A 23082-nucleotide genomic window follows, 5' to 3' on the forward strand; every position below is an offset into this window, starting at 1 on the left:
CTATACGAGTTAATGTTTTTTTATAAATTGAAAAAACTCAGGATCTGATTGAGTTGATTTCAACATCACTGATATTTCTAATTGAGATGGGACATGTTGTTGATGAAGTTTCTCCATAAAGTGATGATAAAAGTGATCTGGATTTTTAGGCATTTTATCAAATAATCCTATAAAACCAATCCCCTCAACATAAAAGAATAAAAGTTCTGAGTATTCCCTTACAAAATGGGACACTTGTTGAATACACTGGCGGGAATAAGTAATTCCTTTACTTTTACTTATTTGACCCAAATTTTCAAGATAAATCACGATAAAATGATGCTCTTTTTCTTTTGATAGCGACTTTATCACTTTTGCGAGTGATTGTTCATTTTGTAAGCCCGTGACTAGATCCCTCTCTGTTTCTTGACGAAGGCGAATATCTTCAGTAATATCACGCGAGATACAAAATACCCCGTCATTTATTCGACGTTTAACCGCCTGGTAATACCGATCACCACAAACTTCAATTCCAGAAAAGCATCCGTTTTTCAACGCCTCTTCATCACTTTGTTGACATTGATATTGAAGGACAGGAGATAAAACCCCCATATTCACGAGGTCTACATCACTACTCGATAAAATTTCTCGAGGTGAAAGATTATAGTAATCCGTATACGCCTTATTCACATACTCATACGTTAAATCTTTCCCCTTATAAAAAATCATATCCTCAGAATCTTCAACGACAAACTTAAAAATATCACGCCAACGACTTAATTGCGTATTAACTCCGAACTCGACTAAAACAGCCCCCTCTAATGGAATGGTATTAACCGTGGCGAACTGTCCATTTCTATCCTTTAATGTTAACTCTTTTCTTTGTTGTGTGTGAAACGTAATGGCAATTAATTTCGTTAGATGTTCGCGATCCGCCGAAAAGCCGAAGTGACCAATAATCTCATCGAAAGTTAATTGACTAAAATCATGAATCGTCGGTAAAAGTCGCTTTGCCTCCCGATTTAGATAGTCACACCTTCCGTCAGGAGAGACAACGAGCAACGCGTGCGATAAAAATTCATAAAGTTGATAGGGATTGACCATTACTATTCCTCCTTTTCTAATGGATTAAAGACTGGGATTTTATTTCCCCATTCCAAATCTCCTGTTCACTTGAGTTCCCCTCTAAAAAAATTCTTTTTTAGTATTTTATACTCTCCCGTTTATACTTGGTAAAAATCGTCATAATAATTTTAGGATTAAGATTCATTCACGGAGGGAGAGAAGCAAGAATGAACCAACGTTTTCTTAAAGGAGCAATGATTCTAAGCCTTAGTATGTTTCTCACTAAAATTCTTGGAATTATTTATGTGATCCCATTTAAGGCACTTGTAGGCAGTCAAGGACAAACCCTTTATAGTTATGCCTATACGATTTACAGTCTTTTTATTAGCTTATCGACACTTGGCATTCCTGTTGGAATGGCAAAGTTTGTTTCTAAATATCAAGCCCAACATGAATATGACACCGCTAGACGAGCTTTTAAATACAGTGTCATTGGAATGATTATCTTCGGTTTTCTAGGATTTCTAGCTATGTATCACCTAGCCCCGATTTACGTTCATCACATTTTAAACAATGCCGCCTCCCTTTTAAAAACAAAGGCAGAGCAAGAGGCGCTCCTTAACGATGGACCAGACATTATACATATGATTCAGGTTTGTAGTATCGCATTAACTGTCATTCCCGTTATGTCTATTATCCGCGGCTTCTTCCAAGGAAATAGAAACATGGCACCGACTTCTATTTCACAACTTGTTGAGCAGATCGTAAGAATACTTATCATCCTCGGGGGATCCTTCTTTATTATTAAAGTCCAACATCATAGTTACCAAGAAGCAGTCTCTATCTCTGTATTCGCCGCTTTTTTAGCTGGGATTGCTTCTTTAATCGTACTCTTATATTTTTGGTATTGGGAGGTCCCAGGTTATGATCAAAAGCTCGCCGAATGTCCGCCTCATCCCAAACGGAAACCTAGTAGACTATTCATCGAGATTTTAGGATGTTCGATTCCCTTTGCTCTACTCGGGTTAGCGACCTCACTTTATCAAAATATTGATACCCTACACTTCCACCAGCTATTAACTAAATCTGGTTTAGCCGTCAAAACTCAAAAAGTCTATTATGGAATGTATATAACCGAACTCGCAAAAATGATTATGATTCCCGTTTCTTTTGCATTGGCCTTTGGCCAACCTCTTGTACCTGAGCTCACAAACTATCATCAACAAAAAAAGAATCGGGCGGTTGGACGAACCATCCGCTTAGCACTTCGGCTCACCTTAGTCATTACACTTCCCGCCGTAATTGGAATTAGCCTTCTTGCAGATGATGTTTATCTTCTTCTTTATCCTTCAACAAAATCAATTAATCAACTCGGTGGAAACCTTTTTGCTATCGGTGCGTGGCTCGGAATTTTTTATGCACTTTACAGCATTATTTGCTCTATTTTACAAGGATTAAACCTTCAACGAAAAGGAATCTATTACTTAGTATTTTCCCTCATCATTAAATATATTAGTAATTTCCTCTTCGTTCCCTTATTCGGAATAAACGGCTTTATTTACTCTACCATCCTAGCTTATCTGAGTTGGATTATTTTAAGCCTCCTTCAAATTAAGAAGCATTCCCTTCTTCAATTTAATCAAATACTTTGCGACTGCTTTCCCATTTTATGCTCAAGTTTAGTCATGGGAATTGCCGTTTCCTATTTGAAGCACCTTCTAAAGACACTGTCACTCGGCCAAAAAATTCAAGCGCTGATTGAATTAGGGAGCTGTGCATTACTAGGAGCAATTATCTACTTTGCAACTTATTATCTTTTCATGCTTTTAAGTAAAACAGTTCGTAAAAATATAAAAAGCAATAAAACGAAGGTAGCTCGTTAAAGATAAAGGGCATAAAAAAAGGATGAAATCGATAGTCGACAGAAAATCATCCTTATATATAGCTTATCCCGATTATCATTAAATTGTACCTTACGGTGTGCGTCACTAGTTAAGCAGACTTGCTCTCTTGTAAGGTTGACTCAATCCAATGGTAAGCCGATTGAAAATTATCTGTTGTCATTGTTTTTATTTTGAAATTATAAAAAATTCCAGCAATCCACTGATTTGATCGCTGCTCTAACGTAGCGACCTGTACGCCCTCGTCGTACAACTTATAGCCTGTAATTGCTTGATTTGTCATTTCATAAACTTGGAGGACCATAAATCTCACTACTTTCCCTTAATTTTAAGTGATATCATTATAACATAAAGCCGTACATAAAATAATATCTTTTGTCATATTTTAGCCTATTTTTAACGAAAATTATAAAATTTAAACGCTTTTATAGGCGGATTTGTACATTATAAACACTTTATCATCACCTTTTGTCGTCTTTTGTCGCTCAGGTTCAAGCTTTTCTCCTTATCGCGCTTTATTTCGACATAATCGCTATAAAATTCGACTAAATAGTGACGTTGAATAATCAATAATATCCGTCATACTCAACATATTATACTTTTTGTAAACATCCATAAAGTACTTCTCAATCGATGATTTTTCAATCACGCGCCCCTCTACCTGAACCGACATCATGCCAGATCGGGCATCTCGCCACGGTTTCTCACAGTGAGTCATTCGTTCAAGTGATTTTCCACTATAACAACCAAAGTATCGCATAATTAAGTCAATAAAAAATTGTTCCTTATCATCTAACGAACAACTATTTTTCATTAATGGATGATCATAAGAATCCTTTAGTTGATAATAAATATTAGGATAAACAGGCCCCTGAGCCCATGCCTCACAATCATCCTCAAATAAATGATACCCATAAAACACCTTGAAAAAGGCTTGCGCATAATAAAGTATTTTTTGAAGAGCATGCGGAGTCACATCCTCACTGACACCTAGGATATATTGCACGACATGATAAATTTTATCTTGTGCTTTATCCCCCTGTTGTTGATCGTTATCCTCCAACATCGGTACTATTGAAGAGGAATCTTCCCAAAACGATTCCGTCTCTTGAACTGAATCATCCATACTCACTGTTGGCGTAACATCTTCATCTATTAGTTGCTCATCGGTAGTCGTTAAATCGGTGATTTTTTTTAAACATTTCTCATAGGCCTTACGAGTAATTTTTTCCTGATTCTGATTTAATATCTGGGCAAATGCCGATGGCTTCTCGTTAATTAACTTAAGCGTATCCAAATACTCTTTTTTGGGAGCCATTCCTTTTAAATAGCGAGTAATCGTCAACTCGCCCCAATCTAATATTAAAGACAATGGGCGTTTACCAATATTATAGCGTTCCATAATTGACGTAATAATGTCGATGGCTTCTCGCGAAACTAGCTCTTGATAACTCTTTTTTGACTGTTCCTTATTCTCATCATGAATCTGCTCAACAAAAACGGGTTGCGCGCATCTTTCACAGATGGCGCTCTTTTTTTTATAGTTGACATCATAACCCTTTATAATTGTTTTCCCTATTTCCTCAACAACCCGATATCCCACCTCACATTGACATTTCATACAAAACACACTCATAACTCAATCTCCTCTAAAAAAACACGATCATAACTTGATGAATTGTGCGTTAAAATGATACATTTTTAATTAACAAATGTTATGGTTTTATTATACAAAAATGATACACTTTTCTCAATAAAATGTATCATTTTTATTTTAAATTTTGCTAAAAAATGCGTATCACAGCATAAAAGTGCGGTCATCTCCTTATGAAATCTCCGCACTTTTATCTATTCCCTTTAATAAATAAAACATACCACAGCGAGTGCAAATATTATATAACCGTCTAAAACAATGCCTATCAATCGTTTTAAGTATAATAACAACCACGTCCTATATTTAAAATCAACCAACTTTGGAAACGAAACCATGACGAATAAAGGTTCTAGCACCGTGCACACTATAGCAACGATGCTCATCCACGTAAACCAAGCGTAATCTATCAGTGCCATCCCAAGTAGGATTGCACCCAATTGCACCAGTGTACCTCTCACTAATGCTTTATAATAATTCACCTGACACCCATAGCGCTTTCGATTCTGATCATTTACATAATTGGCATAAAGAGCATACTGTTCATCAGCTAAAAATCTGATTCTGATTTGCCTGATGACAAACACTGCCATCATTAAATAATACCCGATTAACAAAACACGCAAAATAACTTCTAGCACCATCTCCACATCTAAGACCTCTTCTCTTTAGATTCCCCCCTCTTATATTTATACGCCAAATTTCCTAAAAAGTGAGCTCTACCTCCCGCTCTATAACAAGATTCGCCTTATATAATCCTCCAATCTCCCCTTCACCACACAACAATTAATCTCCTCCTCTGAGATAAAACTAATCGCCCCCTCAATAGCAAGTCGCCAAATTAAAAATTGGGATCGGCTACACCCCCCCCTCGGAACTTCCAACATGCAACTTTTTACCCTTCCTTAAAAAATAACTCTCCCCTTCCTCGTTAATAAAATGATACATTTTTCGATAAAATGTTACACTTTATTCTGTTTTATTCGACAAAAAGATACATTAATTTTTAAAATTTGTTGAAAAAGCTTAGGGGAACATCCCCTATGTGATACAACGATCAACCTTTTAATCATAAAAAAAAGAAGGCTACGGCCTTCTTTTTCCTATTTGTTTTCAATATTCCCAATGTTTTTTATTTGAATGGCTAGACGTCCATCTGGCATATTTAATACCTCAATATAATCTTTATTATTATAATAATCCAGCGGGATAGTGATTTCAATTCCTGTATCAGTTTTTAATTTCTGTGTCTTCTTAAGCGGCATCTTTACCCAATTTGTATTTTGAACTGGTTTTTCAATCCCTTGATTTTCTATTTCTGCAACATATGCCATTTTAGCCTCGGGAGCCTGATAAAAGACCTCCTCGGCAATCTCCTTCATATCGATATCTTTTCCTTCATTAATCGTTTCCTTAATTACCCGTTCAAAAGCCGGTACCATTTCAAGTTTATCTAATTCATGATGTTCAATAACCTCTGCTGCCACATGTCGGGCCTTTTTAACTGCTTCTTTAACTGAAATTTCCGTTTTACACTCCAAGATTTTATCAGCATAAAGGTGCGTATCATCGTCTTCCGTTGACGTCATCCCCTCAAGAATAGTCAACGTCATTTTATCTAAATCAATCATAAAAAAGTTAGCACTTTTTAAACTTGCAATCGGTATAATAGACTGATGAACCAATAGATTATTTTGAATTCCCGTCTCACTTTGATTCACATGATGAACCATCCCCTCTTTACACGTTAACTCAAGTCCAACAACATACTCTACCTCGGCCATTTCAATCTCACATAAGAATAAATCGCTCGCCGTTAAAATCTCATAACGCTCCTTAAAATCATAGCGCTTTGCCGCCACATGATTCGCAAATTCAAGAAATGGAATCGTACGATTACGGTACTCTAAAAATAACTGTCGCACCTCACTATCCTCACGAAAAACAGCCGGACGTCCCGCTGCATTTTTGACACACTTTTCAATATTCTTTTCCAAAAAATGATACGCCCCATCCACCGTCTCATCTAACGGACGATCCGTCGGCATAAACATCTGATGAACATTATCCAGTAAAAATAAATAACAACTCTTCACATTAACCGCCATCTCAAAACCTCCTTAATCATTAAACAAACGATATCTTCTAAACGAATAATTAACGTTTCCGTTCAAACGTATAACTAGTCGCTATTCAATTCATCCCGATGATGTCCAATACATGGCACCTTCTCTTTCACCCCGTTCACCTACACATTCGAAGAATTTGCTACCCCCAAGAATGACAATCCGTTGCAAATGAAAGATTCCTCCTCATCCCCGATTTTTTAACTCCGGGCCTCCCACTTGTTCGAACTGACAATCAACAAGTTGACTAAATGATCACCTTGACTCCATTCAAAAGGAGGTCCCTACCTCGTTGAATAAGGTAGCACCCTCACGCGCATCCAATCGCTTTAGGAGCGTCTTTCCTCCAAACAATGTGATGTAGCATGTACAACTAATGGTCTCATTCCATGTCACTTATACACCACATAACGATTGTAACCCATTCTATCGTCTCTATATGCGCCCATAAGTATATCAATCACGAAAACGTAATCGTTCCTTCGAAGGTGAAATCCGTTTCGCCTTGTAGAAAAAGGGCATTGTTCCAAAACCCTTCATATTCGTGTAGGAAACAACTTCTCACACTCATTAACGCGTATTTGTGCCCCTTGTCACGAAAAAAACCTGGCGTGTGGAATATCGTTTAACTTTATCGCATAACTACAAGTATACAACACATGAAGACTAAAATTAAATCAAAATTTGACGTTTATCTGCTAAAAGAAAAAGCAGGGGCTATTTCCCCTGCTTTTTCGCCTGTTGACAGGCCTCACAATCACACGGACGGAGGCTATAAACATATTCGTATCCTGTTAATGTCGATGGAATCTTAACACAGACCTCGTCTTGGATCACCCCATCAACTTGCTTTGTATTTACAAACGACATACGTTCCCAAAAACCTATGGCTCTTCGAACAGAACGCAACCGAATCATATCTAACTCTTTTAGTGATGTTGAACAATCTAACAGGTGTTCAAACACCTTCCTTCCAAATCCACACCCCATCGGCAATGTCATAAACTTATTAATCTTCATATAAGCTATCTGACGCATTTCACTCATCTTATTAGGATAATATAATTCTAATTGAAATAACCAATTCCATGGCCCACTTGAATAGTGATACTTTACCTCATAGCCGTATCGTTTTCGATTAATAATTAATACCACGTCGCTACACAACAACTGATCCAATCCCTGTTTCCATTTTAAACAAAATGCTGCTACCTCTTCCGTCACTAACTTAGTTAAATCTGTCTTATTTTCGACATTACGATGGTCTACTGTCACATTCATAACAGCCCTCCCCTCGTATGTAGTCCTTTCATTATATGCACAAAAATTAACTGATGTGCTAAATTCCTTATCATAAAAAAAACTTCTATGATAAATGTATCATAGAAGTTTTTACGTCAGTGTGTGCGACAATTAATTAAAATAAATTAAGCAATAATTTCATTTACACGCGCTAATACGTCTTCTTTAATTTTAGCGACTTGAGCATCAGCTTTCTCTAATACATCTGAAATAACACCGATGTATACCTTTGCCTTTGGCTCAGTTCCAGATGGACGTAATACAAACCAAGAACCGTCTGCTAACGTGTATTTTAAAACATTTGACTTCGGTAAATCAATCACCGATGTTGAATCATTTGTTAAGTCTGTATGAACGCTTTCTTTGTAATCCTCAACAGACACGACTTCTTTTCCTGCAACTGTTACTGGTGTAAACTCGCGGAAATCAGATAAAATGGCTTGAATTTTATCTGCCCCTTCTTTTCCTTTTAACGTAATATTGACTAACGCTTCGCGGTAGAAACCATATGTTTCATATAACTCCATTAATACGTCATATAACGTTTTTCCGTGTTCTTTATAATAAGCAGCTGCCTCTGCACACATTAATACAGATTGAACAGAATCCTTATCGCGAACGAAGTCACCGATTAAATATCCATAAGACTCCTCATACCCGAAAACATACTCATAATCCGTATTTTCGATTAAACGCGCTTGCTCTCCGATAAACTTGAATCCAGTTAACGTTGACACCACATCAAATCCATACGAACGAGCAATTGTTGCCCCCATATCAGATGTTACAATCGTATTGAACACTTTCCCTTTCGCTGGTAATGTTCCGTGTGCTTTCTTTTGAGATAAAATATAATGAATTAAAATAGCACCTGTTTGATTTCCAGTTAATAAAACATATTCCCCTTCTGGATTTTTAACAGCTAAACCTACTCGGTCTGCATCCGGATCAGTTGCAATTAAAATATCGGCATCAATCTCTTTTCCTAATGCAATTGACATTTCAAATGCAGATGCCTCCTCAGGGTTTGGCGATTTAACAGTTGTAAAGTTTGGATCCGCCACACATTGCTCTTCAACAACATGTAATTGCTCATATCCACACTCCGTTAACACGCGACGTACTGGAATATTCGCTGTTCCATGTAATGGTGAGAACACAATTTTTAAATCCTTTTTGTTGCAATCTGGATTAATCTCTAATGCTTTTACACGTTCTGTATAAACATCATCAATCTCTGATCCAATGATTTGAATCAATCCAGCCTCTTTTAATTCTTCCTCCGATTTAACAGAGATGTTGAATACATCCTCAATCGAATCAACAAGTTCAATCACTTGGTCAGCTTCCGCAGGAACTAATTGGCACCCTGTTTCATCATAAATTTTGTATCCATTATATTCAGGTGGATTATGTGATGCAGTGACAACAATTCCACCCGCTGCATTTAAATAACGAACGGCAAATGATAACTCAGGTGTTGGACGTAATGATTCAAAAACATACGCTTTAATTCCGTGAGTTGCCATTACTTTCGCTGATTCCATTGCAAATTCTGGTGAGAAATGACGGCAATCATACGCAATTACAATTCCGCGCTCTTTAGCATTTTCAACATTTTTTAATAAATATTGAGCAAATCCTTCATTTGCTTTACGAATTGTATAAACATTCATGCGATTTGTTCCTGGACCAACAACTCCTCGCATTCCCCCAGTACCGAACTCTAAGTTACGATAAAATGCATCTTCTTTTTCTGTTTCATTCATATTTTCTAATTGCTCTTTTAAATATGATTCTAACCCCTCTTGCTCTAACCATTGTTGGTACTTTGTTTCAAACGACATATAATACCCTCCATATCTCAATAAATCTAATTCCTATTATATCACACTAGAAAACTAAAAATAACAATTGCTTATCAAAAAATACTGACAAAAGGATAATCTATCCGACACCGGTTACCTATTTCATTTTTTTCTTGATTATTTGTTAAAACTTAATTTAACTCTCTGATTTATTTTAGACATATCGGGTACACTATCTAATGAAAAGGAGGCTGTTAACAATGGAAAAAGAAACATTCGTTGCCGTTCGTCACAATAGTGATGGCGATCTTATCGCCTTTAAATCGAATACCGGAAAAGAATATGACTATGAAACAGCTAAAGAACTTTGCGCCAAAGGGCTCATCGCCAATGCCCAAACCTTTAAAGGTAAAGGCGGAGGAACCTATATTCGCGGAATTGTCGATGGTGATAAAGGAAATAATCTTTCAAATTTACCAACATTCTAACAAAAACTACCCGTCAACCGAGTAGTTTTCTCCAGGGCTATACGCCCTGATTACCGGCTAGCGTCCTGGGGCGTTAGCTTTCACTTTGTTTGGGCTAATTGCCATTGCCACCTTTGCTCACCCCTAAAGGAGGGCTCGTTCTACTGGCTACCCCTTAAAGAGGGCTTCATATTCTTTTACACTTAATTTATCCATCACAATATCATGCTGTTCCTAATCCCGAATATATTTCCTTATCGTTGCCTCATTTAGGCCAACCATATTTACGTAATATCCTTCTGCCCAAAAATGCCGATTTCCAAATTTGCATGTTTATCAAACACCATCAGCACACTCTTTCCTTTCAAATATCCCATAAAACTGGATACACTCATTTTAGGTGGAATACTTACTAACATATGTACATGATCTGGCATTAAATGCCCTTCAATAATTTCAACTCCTTTATAGGCACAAAGTTGTTTTAAAATATCTCTTATACTTGTTTTATATTGATTCTATATTATTTTTCGTCTATACTTAGGAGTAAACACAATATGGTATTTGCACATCCATTTTGTGTGCGATAAACTATTTGTTTGATTCGCCATAAAAATCACCTTCTCTTCTAAAATAGTAGCTTGAACAACTCTATTATAGAAAAAAGGTGATTTTTTTATGGGGGCAAAAGCCTCTATTGCTGGCCAGGGCCAAAGGCCCTCTGAACGGTTTCCCTTTTGTATCAGTTTTACACACTGATCCTAAAAGAATCTCTTATTTTTTCTTCAAATTCTTTTGTCCGGTAAACGGATCATATTCTTCAAATAAACTTAACTGATCTGCTACGTAGTCCCCTCTTAATTGTTCACGTATATTGTTGAATCTTCTCCCTACTGTATTTACATAATACCCTCGACACCAAAACTTTCTATTTCCATATCTATATTTTCCATAGATTATCTTCCTTCTGTCTTCTGGGGCAAACAAGATATGATATCTACCATCCCATGTCGGATGCGCTAAACTATTATTATCCTTCATGGATAAACCTCACTAAAAAATTTAAATAACCATCCGCATAGCAGGTGGTTTTCGTTTATATAAAAAAATTCTATCCACTTAATATTCAAGTGGATAGAATTTTTTTACTAGTACTCCCGTAGTTTTTCTAAGCATTCTCCCGCTTCATTTTTCCATTCTTTCCATCCATTTGTTGCCCCAAGATAAATAAGATCCGATGCACCAGATGGACTGTTAAAGACATGAGTTTCTTTGAATTCATACTGTCCATTGATTTGTTCAATAATTCCTTGTTTTTGTAATTTTTTAAGGTAATTTGCAGCACTTAAGCTTTTAAAGGTATTAGCTGCCTTTTCAATTGGCGCTGTCTTCGAACCCTTTAAGACAACAAACTTTTTACCTTCACCTAATAAATACCCTTTAGCAGATGCTTGTTTTTGTGTTATATAAAACAATTCTAATTCATCTAGTTGTTGCTTAAGCTCATTAATTTGTGCTTGGGTCCTTGACACAGCTTCTTCAATATCAATCTTTTTGAACGGAAAAAAATTGAATGCTCCCCCCAAAATAAATTCAATTGTTTTTAAGATATCCAATAGCTCAGTTTTTCGAATCGCATGAACATGACTTTCTTTTGGTATACTCGCATTAATTAACTGATAACGTCCCGCTTCTTTAATCGTTTGATAAATCTTAGATTCTAAAAACTTCACATCTGCTTTATTTAAATGTTGTGTATTACTAACAAAGAAAAAGGCACAATCCCAAAAACGTTTTTGTTTGTGATGATCCCATAAGCGTGTTGAGGCCCCCTCAGTTTCACCTACATAAATTAATTCCCTCTGTTCATCATCTGTTCCGATTAATAAATAAACGGCTACTTCATCACTTGAAAAACTTGAAACTTTCTTTCTAGGAACATACTCGCAACGAATATCACGATTAGATACATATACTGTTTTCTTTCCATCTATTTCTCCATCATTTAACAAAATCTGCAAAGCAATACTCATCTATTTTCACTCCCTTAACACCTTTAAAATTTTATGACTCAATGTTGCTAACCGTAAATATTTCGTTTAATATAGTTACCTCAATGCACGGAAAAAAACTTAACACTGCATTACTAAAAATTATATTAGTACATGACTCACCTATTTAATCTAAATAATAATTTAAACAAAGTACTTCCTTTTATTGATATAATAAAATTTTTTTATAAGACTAAAGTCAAATACCTTGATATGATGAATTCACCTTATAAACTTAAGGGTATAGATATGGCTGAAATTCATTATTTTCTAAGGTAATCTCAAAAAGAGAATATAGTAACAAATAATACTAACGTATTATTTAAACGGTGAAATTTTCTCAATACTTAAAAGGGACCATTATTATGCCTGATGCTGTTGTTAAACAAGAAAATTCTAAAATCGTGGTTAAAACAAAACTTCGATTTAGTTTGCCTTTACAACATTTATAGATATTGGTAAGAAATTCAAAGAAGTTCTTAATCCTTATGAAGTGGCCATGATTGATCTCATTAATGACTTTGAAGCATTCTATTGTGACACTAATTTAGTTCCATATCATGAAAGTTTGATGCAATCACCTTTAAATATAATCTATACTACACACCTCATACACGTAATTACCGATTACACAAATATATCAGTCTATATGGAGCAAAAGAAGCTGCGAGGAATTGATGAAAGTAGTTGTATCATTGTGGTCTATTTTAATCATGATTCACAGGAACTTGATTTCATTAATACCTTACGGGGGCATCTAACACCATAACCAAAAAAATATAATTGATATTATCAAAGAAGCTTTAGAAACTGAAAAAAAGACTTAGGCAGTGATCTTCACCGATTCTTTTTACTAAAACAATTTACCCTGTGTGAATTTCCAAAAACACTAAAGATACTCCACAAGGAACTCGCTATTTTGATATAACCCAATTCCTCGAAATCTTCACCAATGAAACGTCAATTAACAAAATCTCCCTACAATTAAATCAAGCTACATGGAATTAAAAAGAAGCTAATCACTATTTATGGCTAGCTTCTTTCCTTATGATTCACTAGAATGATCATTATATTAGATTTACGATTCTAATCATTCGATTTAACGCTTTATGATATTCAACTGGGCTTTTTATCCAATTAAATATAAATAAGTATCAAAGCTTCTATCTACTGCTTTTGCAATAAATTCAACAAAATCATCCGTATTACCGGTCGTACTCGCTTTTTCTAATGCACTCATATAATCTACACGATCACTATTTCTAATAATGGTTAGTGGATATCCATTCCTTAGCAAGATTAAATTCATTAATAAGCGTGCACTTCTTCCATTACCATCTAAAAAAGGATGGATATAAACATATTTAAAATGAAATAATGCTGCTAATTTTACAGGATGCATAGTTTCTTTGTTTTCATGATACCAATCCAATAATTCCTTCATTTTATCTTCTACAAGAAAATATTCTGGTGGTCGATGCATACTACCACTGATTAATACGTTTGCTTTCCGATAAACACCAGCATTTGAATTATCAATGCTCTTTAAAATGATGTGATGAAGATCCCGAATAACTCTTTCTGATAAATCAAACTCTTTACTAACCACATCTTGTACATAATCAATAGCTTCTTTATGATTTAAAACTTCAAGATGTTCTCTTAAACTTTTACCACCACCTATTGTTAGACCGTCTTCTAAGATTACTTTTGTTTCAGTAATCGTTAATGTATTTCCTTCAATAGCATTTGAATTATAGGTAAATTCAACATCAAAATATTTCTTTAAATTCATTAGAACTTCTCTACTTAAAGGACGCTTACTATCTAACAATTGTTTCTTTTCACCTAATAACGTAACCATAAATACTCTCCTCTCTTTATAAATTCATTTATTTTATTGTAGATTGTTAAAATCGTTTATTTCAATGATCTAATATCTCTTTCTAACCTTAATCACTTTAAATAGCAATACTAAGACTATTATAGCATAAGTGTAACTATGCATTCATCATATAAAGGTCTAGTCACTATCGTATTCGATTTATATCTGGACTTGGATACTAATCGGAAAGCCCATACCCTACTGTCGGAGGATATCTAAGAGTTCATTTCATTCACAGATCTGGCAATGGAGGAGACCGGTATGTCAATTTGAAAGTGGTCGGGAAACCTTTTCTATTTTAGACATAAGGAGTTTTTTTCTTCTAATACCTCGCTAAAGGCATTAAAGAACCACCCGCATAGCAGGTGGTTTTCGTTTATATAAAAAAGAATGAAGCTATTTCTTTTAATAGCTTCATTCCTCTCCAATAATCGAGATAAAATTACCCTTTTAAGGGATTATACATTTTATAACGTCCATTTAGTTAACGTTACTTCTCCCGTTCCCATCAATTCTAACGTTTGATCTACACCTTTGTTATAAATACGTGAGGTAAACACATCTTCCCCCCCATTCAAATACACTTCTAAAATTGAATGATCAGAGTAAATGTGGAGGTTTGAAATGGATTCAATTTTAACTGAACGCTCATCGCGCCCATAACCACTCTCTCCTAAAGTTAACGTAAAGATCCCTTCTTTCCACGCTAACCTACAATCTTCACGAAATGCCAGTTCAAAAGATGTCGTCTCCTTAAAGGCTAAATCCAGTTCATACGTATTAGTGTCAAATAATTCAAAGATTCTTTTTTCACCTAATGGAACGTTGGGAATGACCGTCTCGTCTTTGCGCATCGCTTTTAACTCTTCAACAGGGAATTGATAAAGTTTTTCCCCCTTTAAGACCAGTTGTCGTGGCAATGTTAAACAATGTTGCCACCCTATTTCTACTGTCGGATTACGATGTTCAATCGCATCCGGGACACCAGCCCATCCATACATTATGACACGACCATCATGGTTTTTAAATGTTTGGGGAGCATAAAAATCAAAACCACGATCTAATTCGTCAAATTTACCTAATGATAATTGTTGCTTTGATTCATTAAATGACCCAATCGCATAACCACTTTGATAAACATTATGATACTTTAACCCTTTAGCCTCCATTCCCTGTGGTGAGAACATAAAGACATTTTTGCCATCTAATTTAAACATATCTGGGCACTCCCACATATATCCCATCTCATCTAATCCGCCAGCCGGTACACTAACAAGTTCCCACTCCGTTAAATTTAATGATTTATATAAAAGGACATACCCTTTATCATCAATTGAACGTGCCCCTAAAACCATGTAGAAAATGCCATTTTCCTCCCATACTTTAGGGTCACGGACATGCAATCCCATATTTTGAGGATAATCTTGGTTCGTTAATAAAACCTGCTTTTCTGTAAAGTTAAATCCATCTGTTGATTTAACCATAATGACATTTTGCTCCCGTCCTGTTAAAACGTAATCATGGTCTCCTTTGTATTTAACGTTTCCTGTATAAAATAAATACATTTCATCGTTATAAACAAGCGCTGATCCTGAATAAACACCGTCGATATCTTCTGAAATATCTGGGAATAATGCTATCTCATGTTCAGTCCAATTTACCATATCTGGGGATGTATAATGTCCCCAAAACTTTAATCCGCCTTTAGCGTCTAATGGTGAATACTGATAAAACACATGATATAATCCCTTAAAATAACATAACCCATTTGGATCGTTAATCCACCCAATAGGGGCCATCAGATGAAATTTATTACGCCATTTATCTTGATTAATATGCGGTAATTTTCTTTCTTTTTCTAAAGTAATTTGGTTCACAAACTGTTGTTTTGTCATCATCCTCTATTCCTCCTAAACCTATCGACTCATCATTTCAATAACGGCTTCTTTTGTAGGCAACGCGGCAATAGCCCCCTTTTTAGACACTGTTAATGCGGCAGTGGCTGCACTAAATGTCATCATGTCCATCACCTTCTCCTCATCAAGTTGGATGAATGCCTCTAGCGTATCAACCGTTTGGGCAACCTGGTATAAGAATGATCCGATATATGAATCCCCAGCTCCTGTTGTATCCTCAACTTTTACTCTAAATGACGGAACATGAATCGTACGGCCCTTGGTGATAAACTCTGATCCATTCGTTCCTTTTGTATAAATGACAACCTCTACATTTCCAACAAATAAAGATTTTAATGCTTCTTCTTCATCTTTAATTGAAGTAATAAATTCTAATTCCTCATCACTCACTTTAACAATGTGGGCTAAAGGTAAGAACTCTAAAATAGCCTGTCGGCACTCTTGAGGTGATTCCCATAAGGGAAGACGAACATTTGGATCAAAACTAATGATCCCATTATGTTTTATGGCATATTCAATCGCCTTTTTATGAGCCTGCTTAATCGGTGCATCAATTAAACTAACAGAACAAAAGTGTAGGATTGCTCCATTCATAAAGTCTTCTTCACAAATTTCTTCTTCACCTAATAACATATCCGCACTCGGATGACGATAAAATGAAAAATCACGCTCACCATCTTCTTTTAGAGAGACAAATGCTAGTGCTGTATTCGCCTGATTCGTTCGACTAACACGCGAAACATCGACCCCTAATGGCATAACCTCTTCTAAAATTGCATCCCCAAAGCCATCGACTCCTAACTTTGTTAACATTTGAGCCTTTCCACCCAATTTGGCAACGGCTGCTGCAACATTTAATGGGGCACCACCAGGAACACGTAAAAATCCCTCTACATCTTTAAGGGCTACTCCTTTTTGTTGTGGAATAAAATCAATAAGTGCTTCTCCAATTGAAATAACTTTTTTCACCATACGACTCTCCTCTTTACTTGCGATTAAATTTACAATCGTCTTTATACTTGAAAATTTCTAACTTCAAAATCTATTCTTTACTACATTTTTTCAATGCGTCATGCTATAAAAATGTTTGTATCATAAACTTTATCCCGTATAAGCAAAAATGAATAATAAAGCTTCACTCCATTACCCATTTTCGCTTTCCGTTTAACTAATCTTCTTTAATTCCAAGAATCCATGTTGCAATGAATGCCCCTATAACTGCAACTCCCATTGCAATTAAATAATTCATTGTTGTTCCCGTTTTAGCGATGGCTAAAGCTGGAAGACCAGTTACACCAACCGCCGTAAATACAACCTTAGAAAATACAATATACGCTCCACCTAAAGCACCTCCAATAGCAGCACCAATGAATGGACGACCATACTTCATATTCACTCCAAAAATAGCTGCCTCCGTAACACCGAATAAACAACTAATTGCAGATGGTAAGGCGATGGCTTTTGTTTTAGCATTTTTAGTTAAAAAATAGACAGCTAATGCCGCTCCACCTTGTGCAACGTTTGCCATTGACCAAATTGGCAATAATGAATTAAACCCCGTATTCCCAATTAACTCTAACTCAACTGCATGGAAACTATGATGGATTCCTGTAATAACAATTGATGAATACGAACCACCTAGTAATAATCCCGCAAAAATTCCAAAATTATTTAACGCATAAGTGAAAAATGTAGAAATGGCTGATCCTACTGTATTAGCAAGCGGACCAATAACAACAAGTGCCAAGAACCCTGTTAATAATACAGTAATTAACGGTGTAACTAAAATATCTAACATCTTTGGAACGATTTTACGTGTGTACTTCTCGATATATGACATAACAAAAATCACAATTAAAATAGGTAAAACAGTTCCCTGATACCCTAATAAAGGCATATCAATTAACCCTAATACATTAACTGTTTCATAACCAGTTCCTGATGTCCATGCATTTTGTAAAGCAGGGTGAATCATAATTCCCCCAATTGTTGCCGCTAAATATGGGTTACATTTGAATTGTTTTGCCGCAGAAATAGCGATTAAAATCGGTAAGAAGTTAAAAGCCGCCGATGAAAACATATCTAATAACATAAACCACCATTCTTCTTTTAAGTGGCTTAATCCAATTTTATCGACAACACCTAAAATTCCCATTAGTAACCCGGCAGCGACAATCGCAGGAATAATTGGAACGAATATATTTGATAACATTCGACAAAATCGTTGAAATGGGTTTAATTTTTCCATTGCCGCATCTTTCACATCAGCCGTGCTCATCTCCTGAATTCCAGCTTGGGCCGCTAATTCCGCATAAACACGGTTTACCGTTTCCTGTCCAATGATAATCTGGAACTGTCCTGCCGTAGAAAATACCCCTTTCACAATATCCATTTTTTCAATCTCAGATTTATTTACTTTTTATTCATCCTTTAAAACTAAACGTAAACGCGTCGCACAATGCGCAGCACTTGCTAAATTATCCTTTCCACCAACTGCCTCTAGAATTGTTTTAGCTACTTCACCATAATTCGCACTTGCCATAAGACTGACTCCTCCTATCTAACTATTCCCTCTATGAAGTCTACCTTTTTATAATAGAAACCTCCATAGAACCTCATATATGATGCAAATAATTGCTTTTCATTATACAGGTATTATTTCCTATGAATATTTAATCACCTTTATTAACTGTTAACCTCTTATAGGGGAACGTTCCCACCTCCGTGAAAAAAATGAAGAACATCATCGTTCCTTTCAACATTTCTCCCTCACTTTGAGGGAACGTTCCCATAATGCATAAAAAAATAATAACCTTCATTACGAAGATTATTATACACTATCCCGTTCCATAAGTCTATAGTTCAAAACAAAATCGCTTTCAATTTTTTTTGAGCTTTCTTTACCCGATTTAATAAGTTCAATTAACAGACTGGCGCTTTGAGCCCCCATTGTTTGAAAATGATAGTGAATCGTTGTTAATGAAGGCGTCATATAGGCCGAAATTTTACTATCCCCCAACCCCATAACTGCTACATCTTGAGGAATTTGATACCCATGCTCCTTCAAATACTCCATACATCCAATAGCTAGATGATCCGTCACTGCAAAAATAGCCGTTGGTGGTTTAGGTAAAGACATTAACTTTTCCGTTAACTGAAATGCACTTTCAGGACTAAAATCACCAATTTGTATATAGTCCTCATTAATATGAAGATTCTGACTCTTTAATGCATCCAAATAACCCTTTTTACGATCAATTCCTACTGCAACATCATATTCTCCAACACCAATAAACCCAATCGAGCGATGTCCCTTGTCAATTAAATAGTGAATGGCATCTTTAGATGCATGATAATCATCATGAATAATACACGGATAATCTTTCACTTTTTGGGCAATGACAACGAGAGGAATTCGTAGCTGATCAAAAAGTTTCCGATGTTCAGATGTTATTTCTGTCGCCATAAAGATAATCCCATCTACTTGATTTTTAAAAACCTTTAAATAATTTTTCTCCTTTTCAATCGATAAATTAGTATTTCCAATCAACACTTCATATCCCATTCGACTCAACTCACTTGTGACACCTTCAATCACACGTGCGGCTGTTTCAGTACTAATTTTAGGGACAATCACACCTATTAAATTGGTTCGTTGAGAACGCATCGCCTGGGCCTGGCGTTTTGGGACAAACCCTGTTTGCTCAATTACTTCTTTTATTTTCTCAGCAGCCTCTTCACTGACATACCCACTATTTAAATACCTTGAGACGGTTGATTTTGAGACCCCTGCTAACTTTGCAATTTCAATTATATTCATTAAAACACCTGCTCAATCTCCGTCTATCCTAACGGTTTTTTCCTTAAAAAATCTTTTTCAGCCAATATCAGAGTTCTCATCCCATATAAAAGGCGGTGAATAACCCCATATTCTCCCGCCTTTTATCGTTGTTTATTCTTCGTCACGCAGCACCCAGTCTGCTCCTTTGAATGGTTCTACCGTCCATAAATCTAAAAACTCTTGTTGACGTAATGCTTCGTATGCTAAAATGGCCGCCACATTTGAGACGTTTAATGAACGCACCTTGTTCGTCATTGGAACACGGAAACAATTTTCAAAATAAGGTCGAAGGATTTCTTTCGGAATCCCACTACTTTCAGCACCTAAAATAATATAGTAATCTTCCTTAGGATTAGAAAAATCCATTTGTGCGTGATTTTTCTGTCCATAACGCGTGCAAAAACAAAATTTACCGCCACGGTTTTTTTCAACAAAATCTTCCCAGTTTTCATAAACCGTATAGTCTACTTCATTTATATAGTTTGCACCCGAACGCTTAATACTTTTTTCATCCAATGAAAATCCCATTGGTTTAATTAAGTGTAATTTAATATCCGTTGCTGCACAAGTACGCATAATATTCCCAGTATTTTGAGGAATTTCAGGATTATATTGAACTAAATGAATTGCCATAATTAATCACCTCAACGATTTTAAAATAGTGCAACCACCGTCTTCAAAAATAAACGGGTGCTAACTCTATTCCATCTACCTTATATTTTAACACAAAAAAACTCACTTTTTGAAAGAATCTTATCTTTTCTCTAACCTTATATACGCCTGTTTAGCTGCTTCCCTTAGCCAATCGGGACCTTGTCCATCTCTAATTTTCAAAATTTCTGGTAGAGCCTCTTTATATCTATAAAAACCTGCGTTAAACATCGCGTTTCGTTTTAACACGGTAACGCCGCGCCACGATCCGGCTAAGTGACCATACTTTAATTTAAATTCCTTATTTGTCATCGTCAAAATCTCCTTAATTTTAGGAAATTCAACACCTGTCGGCTCTAATTCAGGATGATGATGAGAATCGACGTCTGCATTAAATGGACAAACTTCTTGACAAATATCACAACCGTATATATTCTGACTAATTCGTTCATATAATTCAGGATTTAAGTACTCCTTTGCCTGCGTCACATAAGAAAGACATCGTTTTTCATTTAAGCTTCCATCCGGTTGAATAGCCTTTGTTGGACAGGCACGAACACACCGATCACATGTCCCACACTGACGCTCTAAACTACGATCAGGGCTAAACTCGTAATTCACTAATAATTCCCCTAAATAAATATAGCTCCCAAACTCTTGATGAATAATGGAACTATTTTTTCCACTAAAACCTATTCCACTACGTAATGCGATGGCACGATCGTTAAAAACCCCCGTGTCCACACTCCTAATCACCTTTATTCCCGAAACTCTTTCCTTCAACCATTCCTCTAGCAAGTGTAGTTTATGATCAACCATCTGATGATAATCATTCCCCCATGATGACCTCGAAAATTGTACAAACGGATCATCCTTTTCCTGCTTAGGCAAACAAGTCTTACGAGGATAAGTGATCGCAATTGAAATAAACGATTTCGCATCCTCCATCGACAACAAAGGATTCGTACGATCTTCAATGGATCCTTTTGTTAAATGAGATGTCCATTCCAACTCGTCCCTTTTCCTTAACTCCTTCTTTAAAAATAGGAAAGGTTCTACCGTACTGAAACCAATAGCATTGATTCCAATGGTTTTACTAAATTGAATTAATTCCTCTTTGATGTGATCAGAATTTAAATGATTAACTTCTTGTATCGTACATTTATTTATTATTTCCCTTTGTTCCAAATCCATCACCTTTCTTTCCTTTTACTTTACTAGGATTTTAAGTGAAACACAAGTAAAATCATTGCACCCCAAATTGTCGCACCTTTTCACGAATAAAAAAAGCAGGCTTAGCCTGCTCGTTGTCCCGATAAATAGGGCTCTACTCTCGATCGGTAAACAAAAAATAATACAATCAAAGTTCCAATATTATAAATAATGATGGACCAGGCTCCATTAAACATCCCAATCACTAAAGCCATAATCGCCGGAAATGTTGACGAATATATCACAAGATTTAACACCTCTTTATAGCTTAAAAACAATTGGCGCCCTATTCTTAATAACATAAATAAGACAGAGACTATTAAAACAAATCCGAATGTCAATAAGATTCCTGACTGATACGTCTCTAATAACATAGCTGGCATAAACATGGGTTTAATAGTTGAAGCTACACGCATAAACATTTCATCATAAGTTATATTTGAAAAGTCAACACCCTCAAATTTTGAATAATCAAATTTATAATTCATATCATCTATTACAAATAAAAAATGATCCTCATTAAAGATTAGCCCATTTCTAACCGTGCTAGTCGGTAAATTAAAGGCCACCCTAACCTCATTTTGTAACACAATATCTAGAGATTGCTTACAACTAAGTTTATAATTATTAACCACGCAATCATCCGGTAAATTATCTTCTAATAAATGTTGCGAAGATTCTGAAATATCCCAAACATTTAAGTCCCATCTATACGGAGCATCACCGATTAAAACAAATGCTGTAGGCGTCATTTGCATTATTGATAATATAATTAAAAACACTAGGCTAACAAGTATCGAAGATTTTCTTAAATAAAATATTGCGTCAATCGAATAGCTGGTTTCTAACATGCATTTTAATTTTTTCATTGTATACACGCCCATTTACATCACAAGTATTTTTTCTATTAAACAAAAAAAAAGAGTATATTCTACTCACTTAAATAAAATTGGTGCCTAGGGCCGGAATCGAACCGGCACGGGTGTCACCACCCGCAGGATTTTAAGTCCTGTGCGTCTACCAGTTCCGCCACCCAGGCACATTATTATCTAATTGGAGGCGCCAATCGGATTTGAACCGATGATCAGGGAGTTGCAGTCCCACGCCTTACCACTTGGCTATGGCGCCTAATTTTCTATTTATTAAATCTGGGGCGACTGATGGGAATCGAACCCACGAATGTCGGAGCCACAATCCGATGCGTTAACCACTTCGCCACAATCGCCA

The 23082-nt window shown here is 35.9% G+C and carries 20 protein-coding genes, 3 tRNA genes and 2 pseudogenes; 2 read left to right on the forward strand and 23 right to left on the reverse strand.

The window, feature by feature from the left end; genetic code table 11:
- Positions 1–9 precede the first annotated feature (9 nt).
- Complete coding sequence (locus AC6I0I_RS08760; protein ID WP_161832780.1) at positions 10–1083, reverse strand: PAS domain-containing protein; 1074 nt, start codon at positions 1081–1083, stop codon at positions 10–12.
- A 188-nt stretch (positions 1084–1271) separates the two neighbouring features.
- Between AC6I0I_RS08760 and AC6I0I_RS08765 the strand changes: the two genes are divergently transcribed.
- Positions 1272–2927 carry a putative polysaccharide biosynthesis protein gene (locus tag AC6I0I_RS08765; RefSeq protein WP_262951056.1) on the forward strand — a complete coding sequence of 552 codons (1656 nt, stop codon included), beginning with the start codon at positions 1272–1274 and terminating at the stop codon, positions 2925–2927.
- 109 nt (positions 2928–3036) lie between these two features.
- Here AC6I0I_RS08765 and AC6I0I_RS08770 read toward each other — a convergent pair whose 3' ends face one another.
- The 6 genes from AC6I0I_RS08770 to AC6I0I_RS08795 all read right to left on the reverse strand — a co-directional run bounded on the left by AC6I0I_RS08770 (position 3037) and on the right by AC6I0I_RS08795 (position 9871).
- Positions 3037–3249, reverse strand: a complete 213-nt coding sequence (locus AC6I0I_RS08770; protein ID WP_161832782.1) for a hypothetical protein — start codon at positions 3247–3249, stop codon at positions 3037–3039.
- Positions 3250–3477: 228 nt separating this feature from the next.
- The gene (locus AC6I0I_RS08775) at positions 3478–4581 is read right to left on the reverse strand and encodes a Panacea domain-containing protein (RefSeq protein ID WP_161832783.1); all 1104 of its coding nucleotides are present in this window, start codon (positions 4579–4581) and stop codon (positions 3478–3480) included.
- Between the two features lie 221 nt (positions 4582–4802).
- Positions 4803–5246 (reverse strand): hypothetical protein, encoded by a 444-nt coding sequence (locus AC6I0I_RS08780; RefSeq protein WP_262951054.1) that lies wholly within the window; start codon positions 5244–5246, stop codon positions 4803–4805.
- Between the two features lie 453 nt (positions 5247–5699).
- Positions 5700–6704, reverse strand: coding sequence for a nucleoid-associated protein (locus tag AC6I0I_RS08785; protein WP_161832785.1), 1005 nt, complete (start codon positions 6702–6704; stop codon positions 5700–5702).
- A 735-nt stretch (positions 6705–7439) separates the two neighbouring features.
- Positions 7440–8003, reverse strand: coding sequence for a hypothetical protein (locus tag AC6I0I_RS08790; RefSeq protein ID WP_161832786.1), 564 nt, complete (start codon positions 8001–8003; stop codon positions 7440–7442).
- Positions 8004–8149: 146 nt separating this feature from the next.
- Positions 8150–9871 carry a phospho-sugar mutase gene (locus AC6I0I_RS08795; RefSeq protein ID WP_161832787.1) on the reverse strand — a complete coding sequence of 574 codons (1722 nt, stop codon included), beginning with the start codon at positions 9869–9871 and terminating at the stop codon, positions 8150–8152.
- Positions 9872–10092: 221 nt separating this feature from the next.
- On the opposite strand from AC6I0I_RS08795, the gene AC6I0I_RS08800 reads away from it, so the two are divergent.
- Positions 10093–10320: a DUF3892 domain-containing protein gene (locus tag AC6I0I_RS08800; RefSeq protein ID WP_161832788.1), complete on the forward strand. Its 228-nt coding sequence runs from the start codon at positions 10093–10095 to the stop codon at positions 10318–10320.
- 147 nt (positions 10321–10467) lie between these two features.
- Here AC6I0I_RS08800 and tnpA read toward each other — a convergent pair.
- From tnpA to AC6I0I_RS08880, 16 genes and pseudogenes are all read right to left on the reverse strand, one after another.
- A pseudogene (gene tnpA, locus AC6I0I_RS08805) lies at positions 10468–10910 on the reverse strand (IS200/IS605 family transposase).
- A gap of 163 nt (positions 10911–11073) precedes the next feature.
- Positions 11074–11340, reverse strand: a complete 267-nt coding sequence (locus AC6I0I_RS08810) for a hypothetical protein (protein WP_262953784.1) — start codon at positions 11338–11340, stop codon at positions 11074–11076.
- Between the two features lie 107 nt (positions 11341–11447).
- Entirely contained in the window at positions 11448–12332 is an 885-nt protein-coding gene (locus AC6I0I_RS08815; RefSeq protein ID WP_262953785.1) for a GIY-YIG nuclease family protein, read from the reverse strand.
- A 1147-nt stretch (positions 12333–13479) separates the two neighbouring features.
- Positions 13480–14214 carry a Fic family protein gene (locus tag AC6I0I_RS08820; RefSeq protein WP_161832805.1) on the reverse strand — a complete coding sequence of 245 codons (735 nt, stop codon included), beginning with the start codon at positions 14212–14214 and terminating at the stop codon, positions 13480–13482.
- A gap of 488 nt (positions 14215–14702) precedes the next feature.
- Positions 14703–16133, reverse strand: coding sequence for a glycoside hydrolase family 32 protein (locus AC6I0I_RS08825; RefSeq protein ID WP_262953786.1), 1431 nt, complete (start codon positions 16131–16133; stop codon positions 14703–14705).
- A gap of 18 nt (positions 16134–16151) precedes the next feature.
- Entirely contained in the window at positions 16152–17120 is a 969-nt protein-coding gene (locus AC6I0I_RS08830; protein WP_161832803.1) for a carbohydrate kinase family protein, read from the reverse strand.
- Between the two features lie 199 nt (positions 17121–17319).
- Positions 17320–18363 (reverse strand): PTS transporter subunit EIIC, encoded by a 1044-nt coding sequence (locus tag AC6I0I_RS08835; RefSeq protein ID WP_317453426.1) that lies wholly within the window; start codon positions 18361–18363, stop codon positions 17320–17322.
- Positions 18364–18555, reverse strand: a pseudogene (locus AC6I0I_RS08840) (glucose PTS transporter subunit EIIB); the annotation flags it as partial. It abuts the gene before it with no gap.
- A gap of 15 nt (positions 18556–18570) precedes the next feature.
- The gene (locus AC6I0I_RS08845) at positions 18571–18693 is read right to left on the reverse strand and encodes a PTS transporter subunit EIIB (RefSeq protein ID WP_237658991.1); all 123 of its coding nucleotides are present in this window, start codon (positions 18691–18693) and stop codon (positions 18571–18573) included.
- Positions 18694–18981: 288 nt separating this feature from the next.
- Complete coding sequence (locus tag AC6I0I_RS08850; RefSeq protein WP_161832802.1) at positions 18982–19971, reverse strand: LacI family DNA-binding transcriptional regulator; 990 nt, start codon at positions 19969–19971, stop codon at positions 18982–18984.
- A gap of 132 nt (positions 19972–20103) precedes the next feature.
- Positions 20104–20625, reverse strand: coding sequence for a tRNA (cytidine(34)-2'-O)-methyltransferase (locus tag AC6I0I_RS08855; protein ID WP_161832801.1), 522 nt, complete (start codon positions 20623–20625; stop codon positions 20104–20106).
- A gap of 120 nt (positions 20626–20745) precedes the next feature.
- Positions 20746–21837 carry a tRNA epoxyqueuosine(34) reductase QueG gene (queG, locus tag AC6I0I_RS08860; protein ID WP_262953787.1) on the reverse strand — a complete coding sequence of 364 codons (1092 nt, stop codon included), beginning with the start codon at positions 21835–21837 and terminating at the stop codon, positions 20746–20748.
- Positions 21838–21938: 101 nt separating this feature from the next.
- Entirely contained in the window at positions 21939–22724 is a 786-nt protein-coding gene (locus AC6I0I_RS08865; protein WP_262953788.1) for a DUF1189 family protein, read from the reverse strand.
- Positions 22725–22805: 81 nt separating this feature from the next.
- Positions 22806–22894, reverse strand: a tRNA-Leu gene (locus AC6I0I_RS08870).
- 15 nt (positions 22895–22909) lie between these two features.
- A tRNA-Cys gene (locus tag AC6I0I_RS08875) sits at positions 22910–22983 on the reverse strand.
- A gap of 21 nt (positions 22984–23004) precedes the next feature.
- Positions 23005–23080 (reverse strand) — tRNA-His (locus AC6I0I_RS08880).
- Positions 23081–23082 lie beyond the last annotated feature (2 nt).

This window comes from Turicibacter sp. St.80E1 (assembly GCF_059728495.1).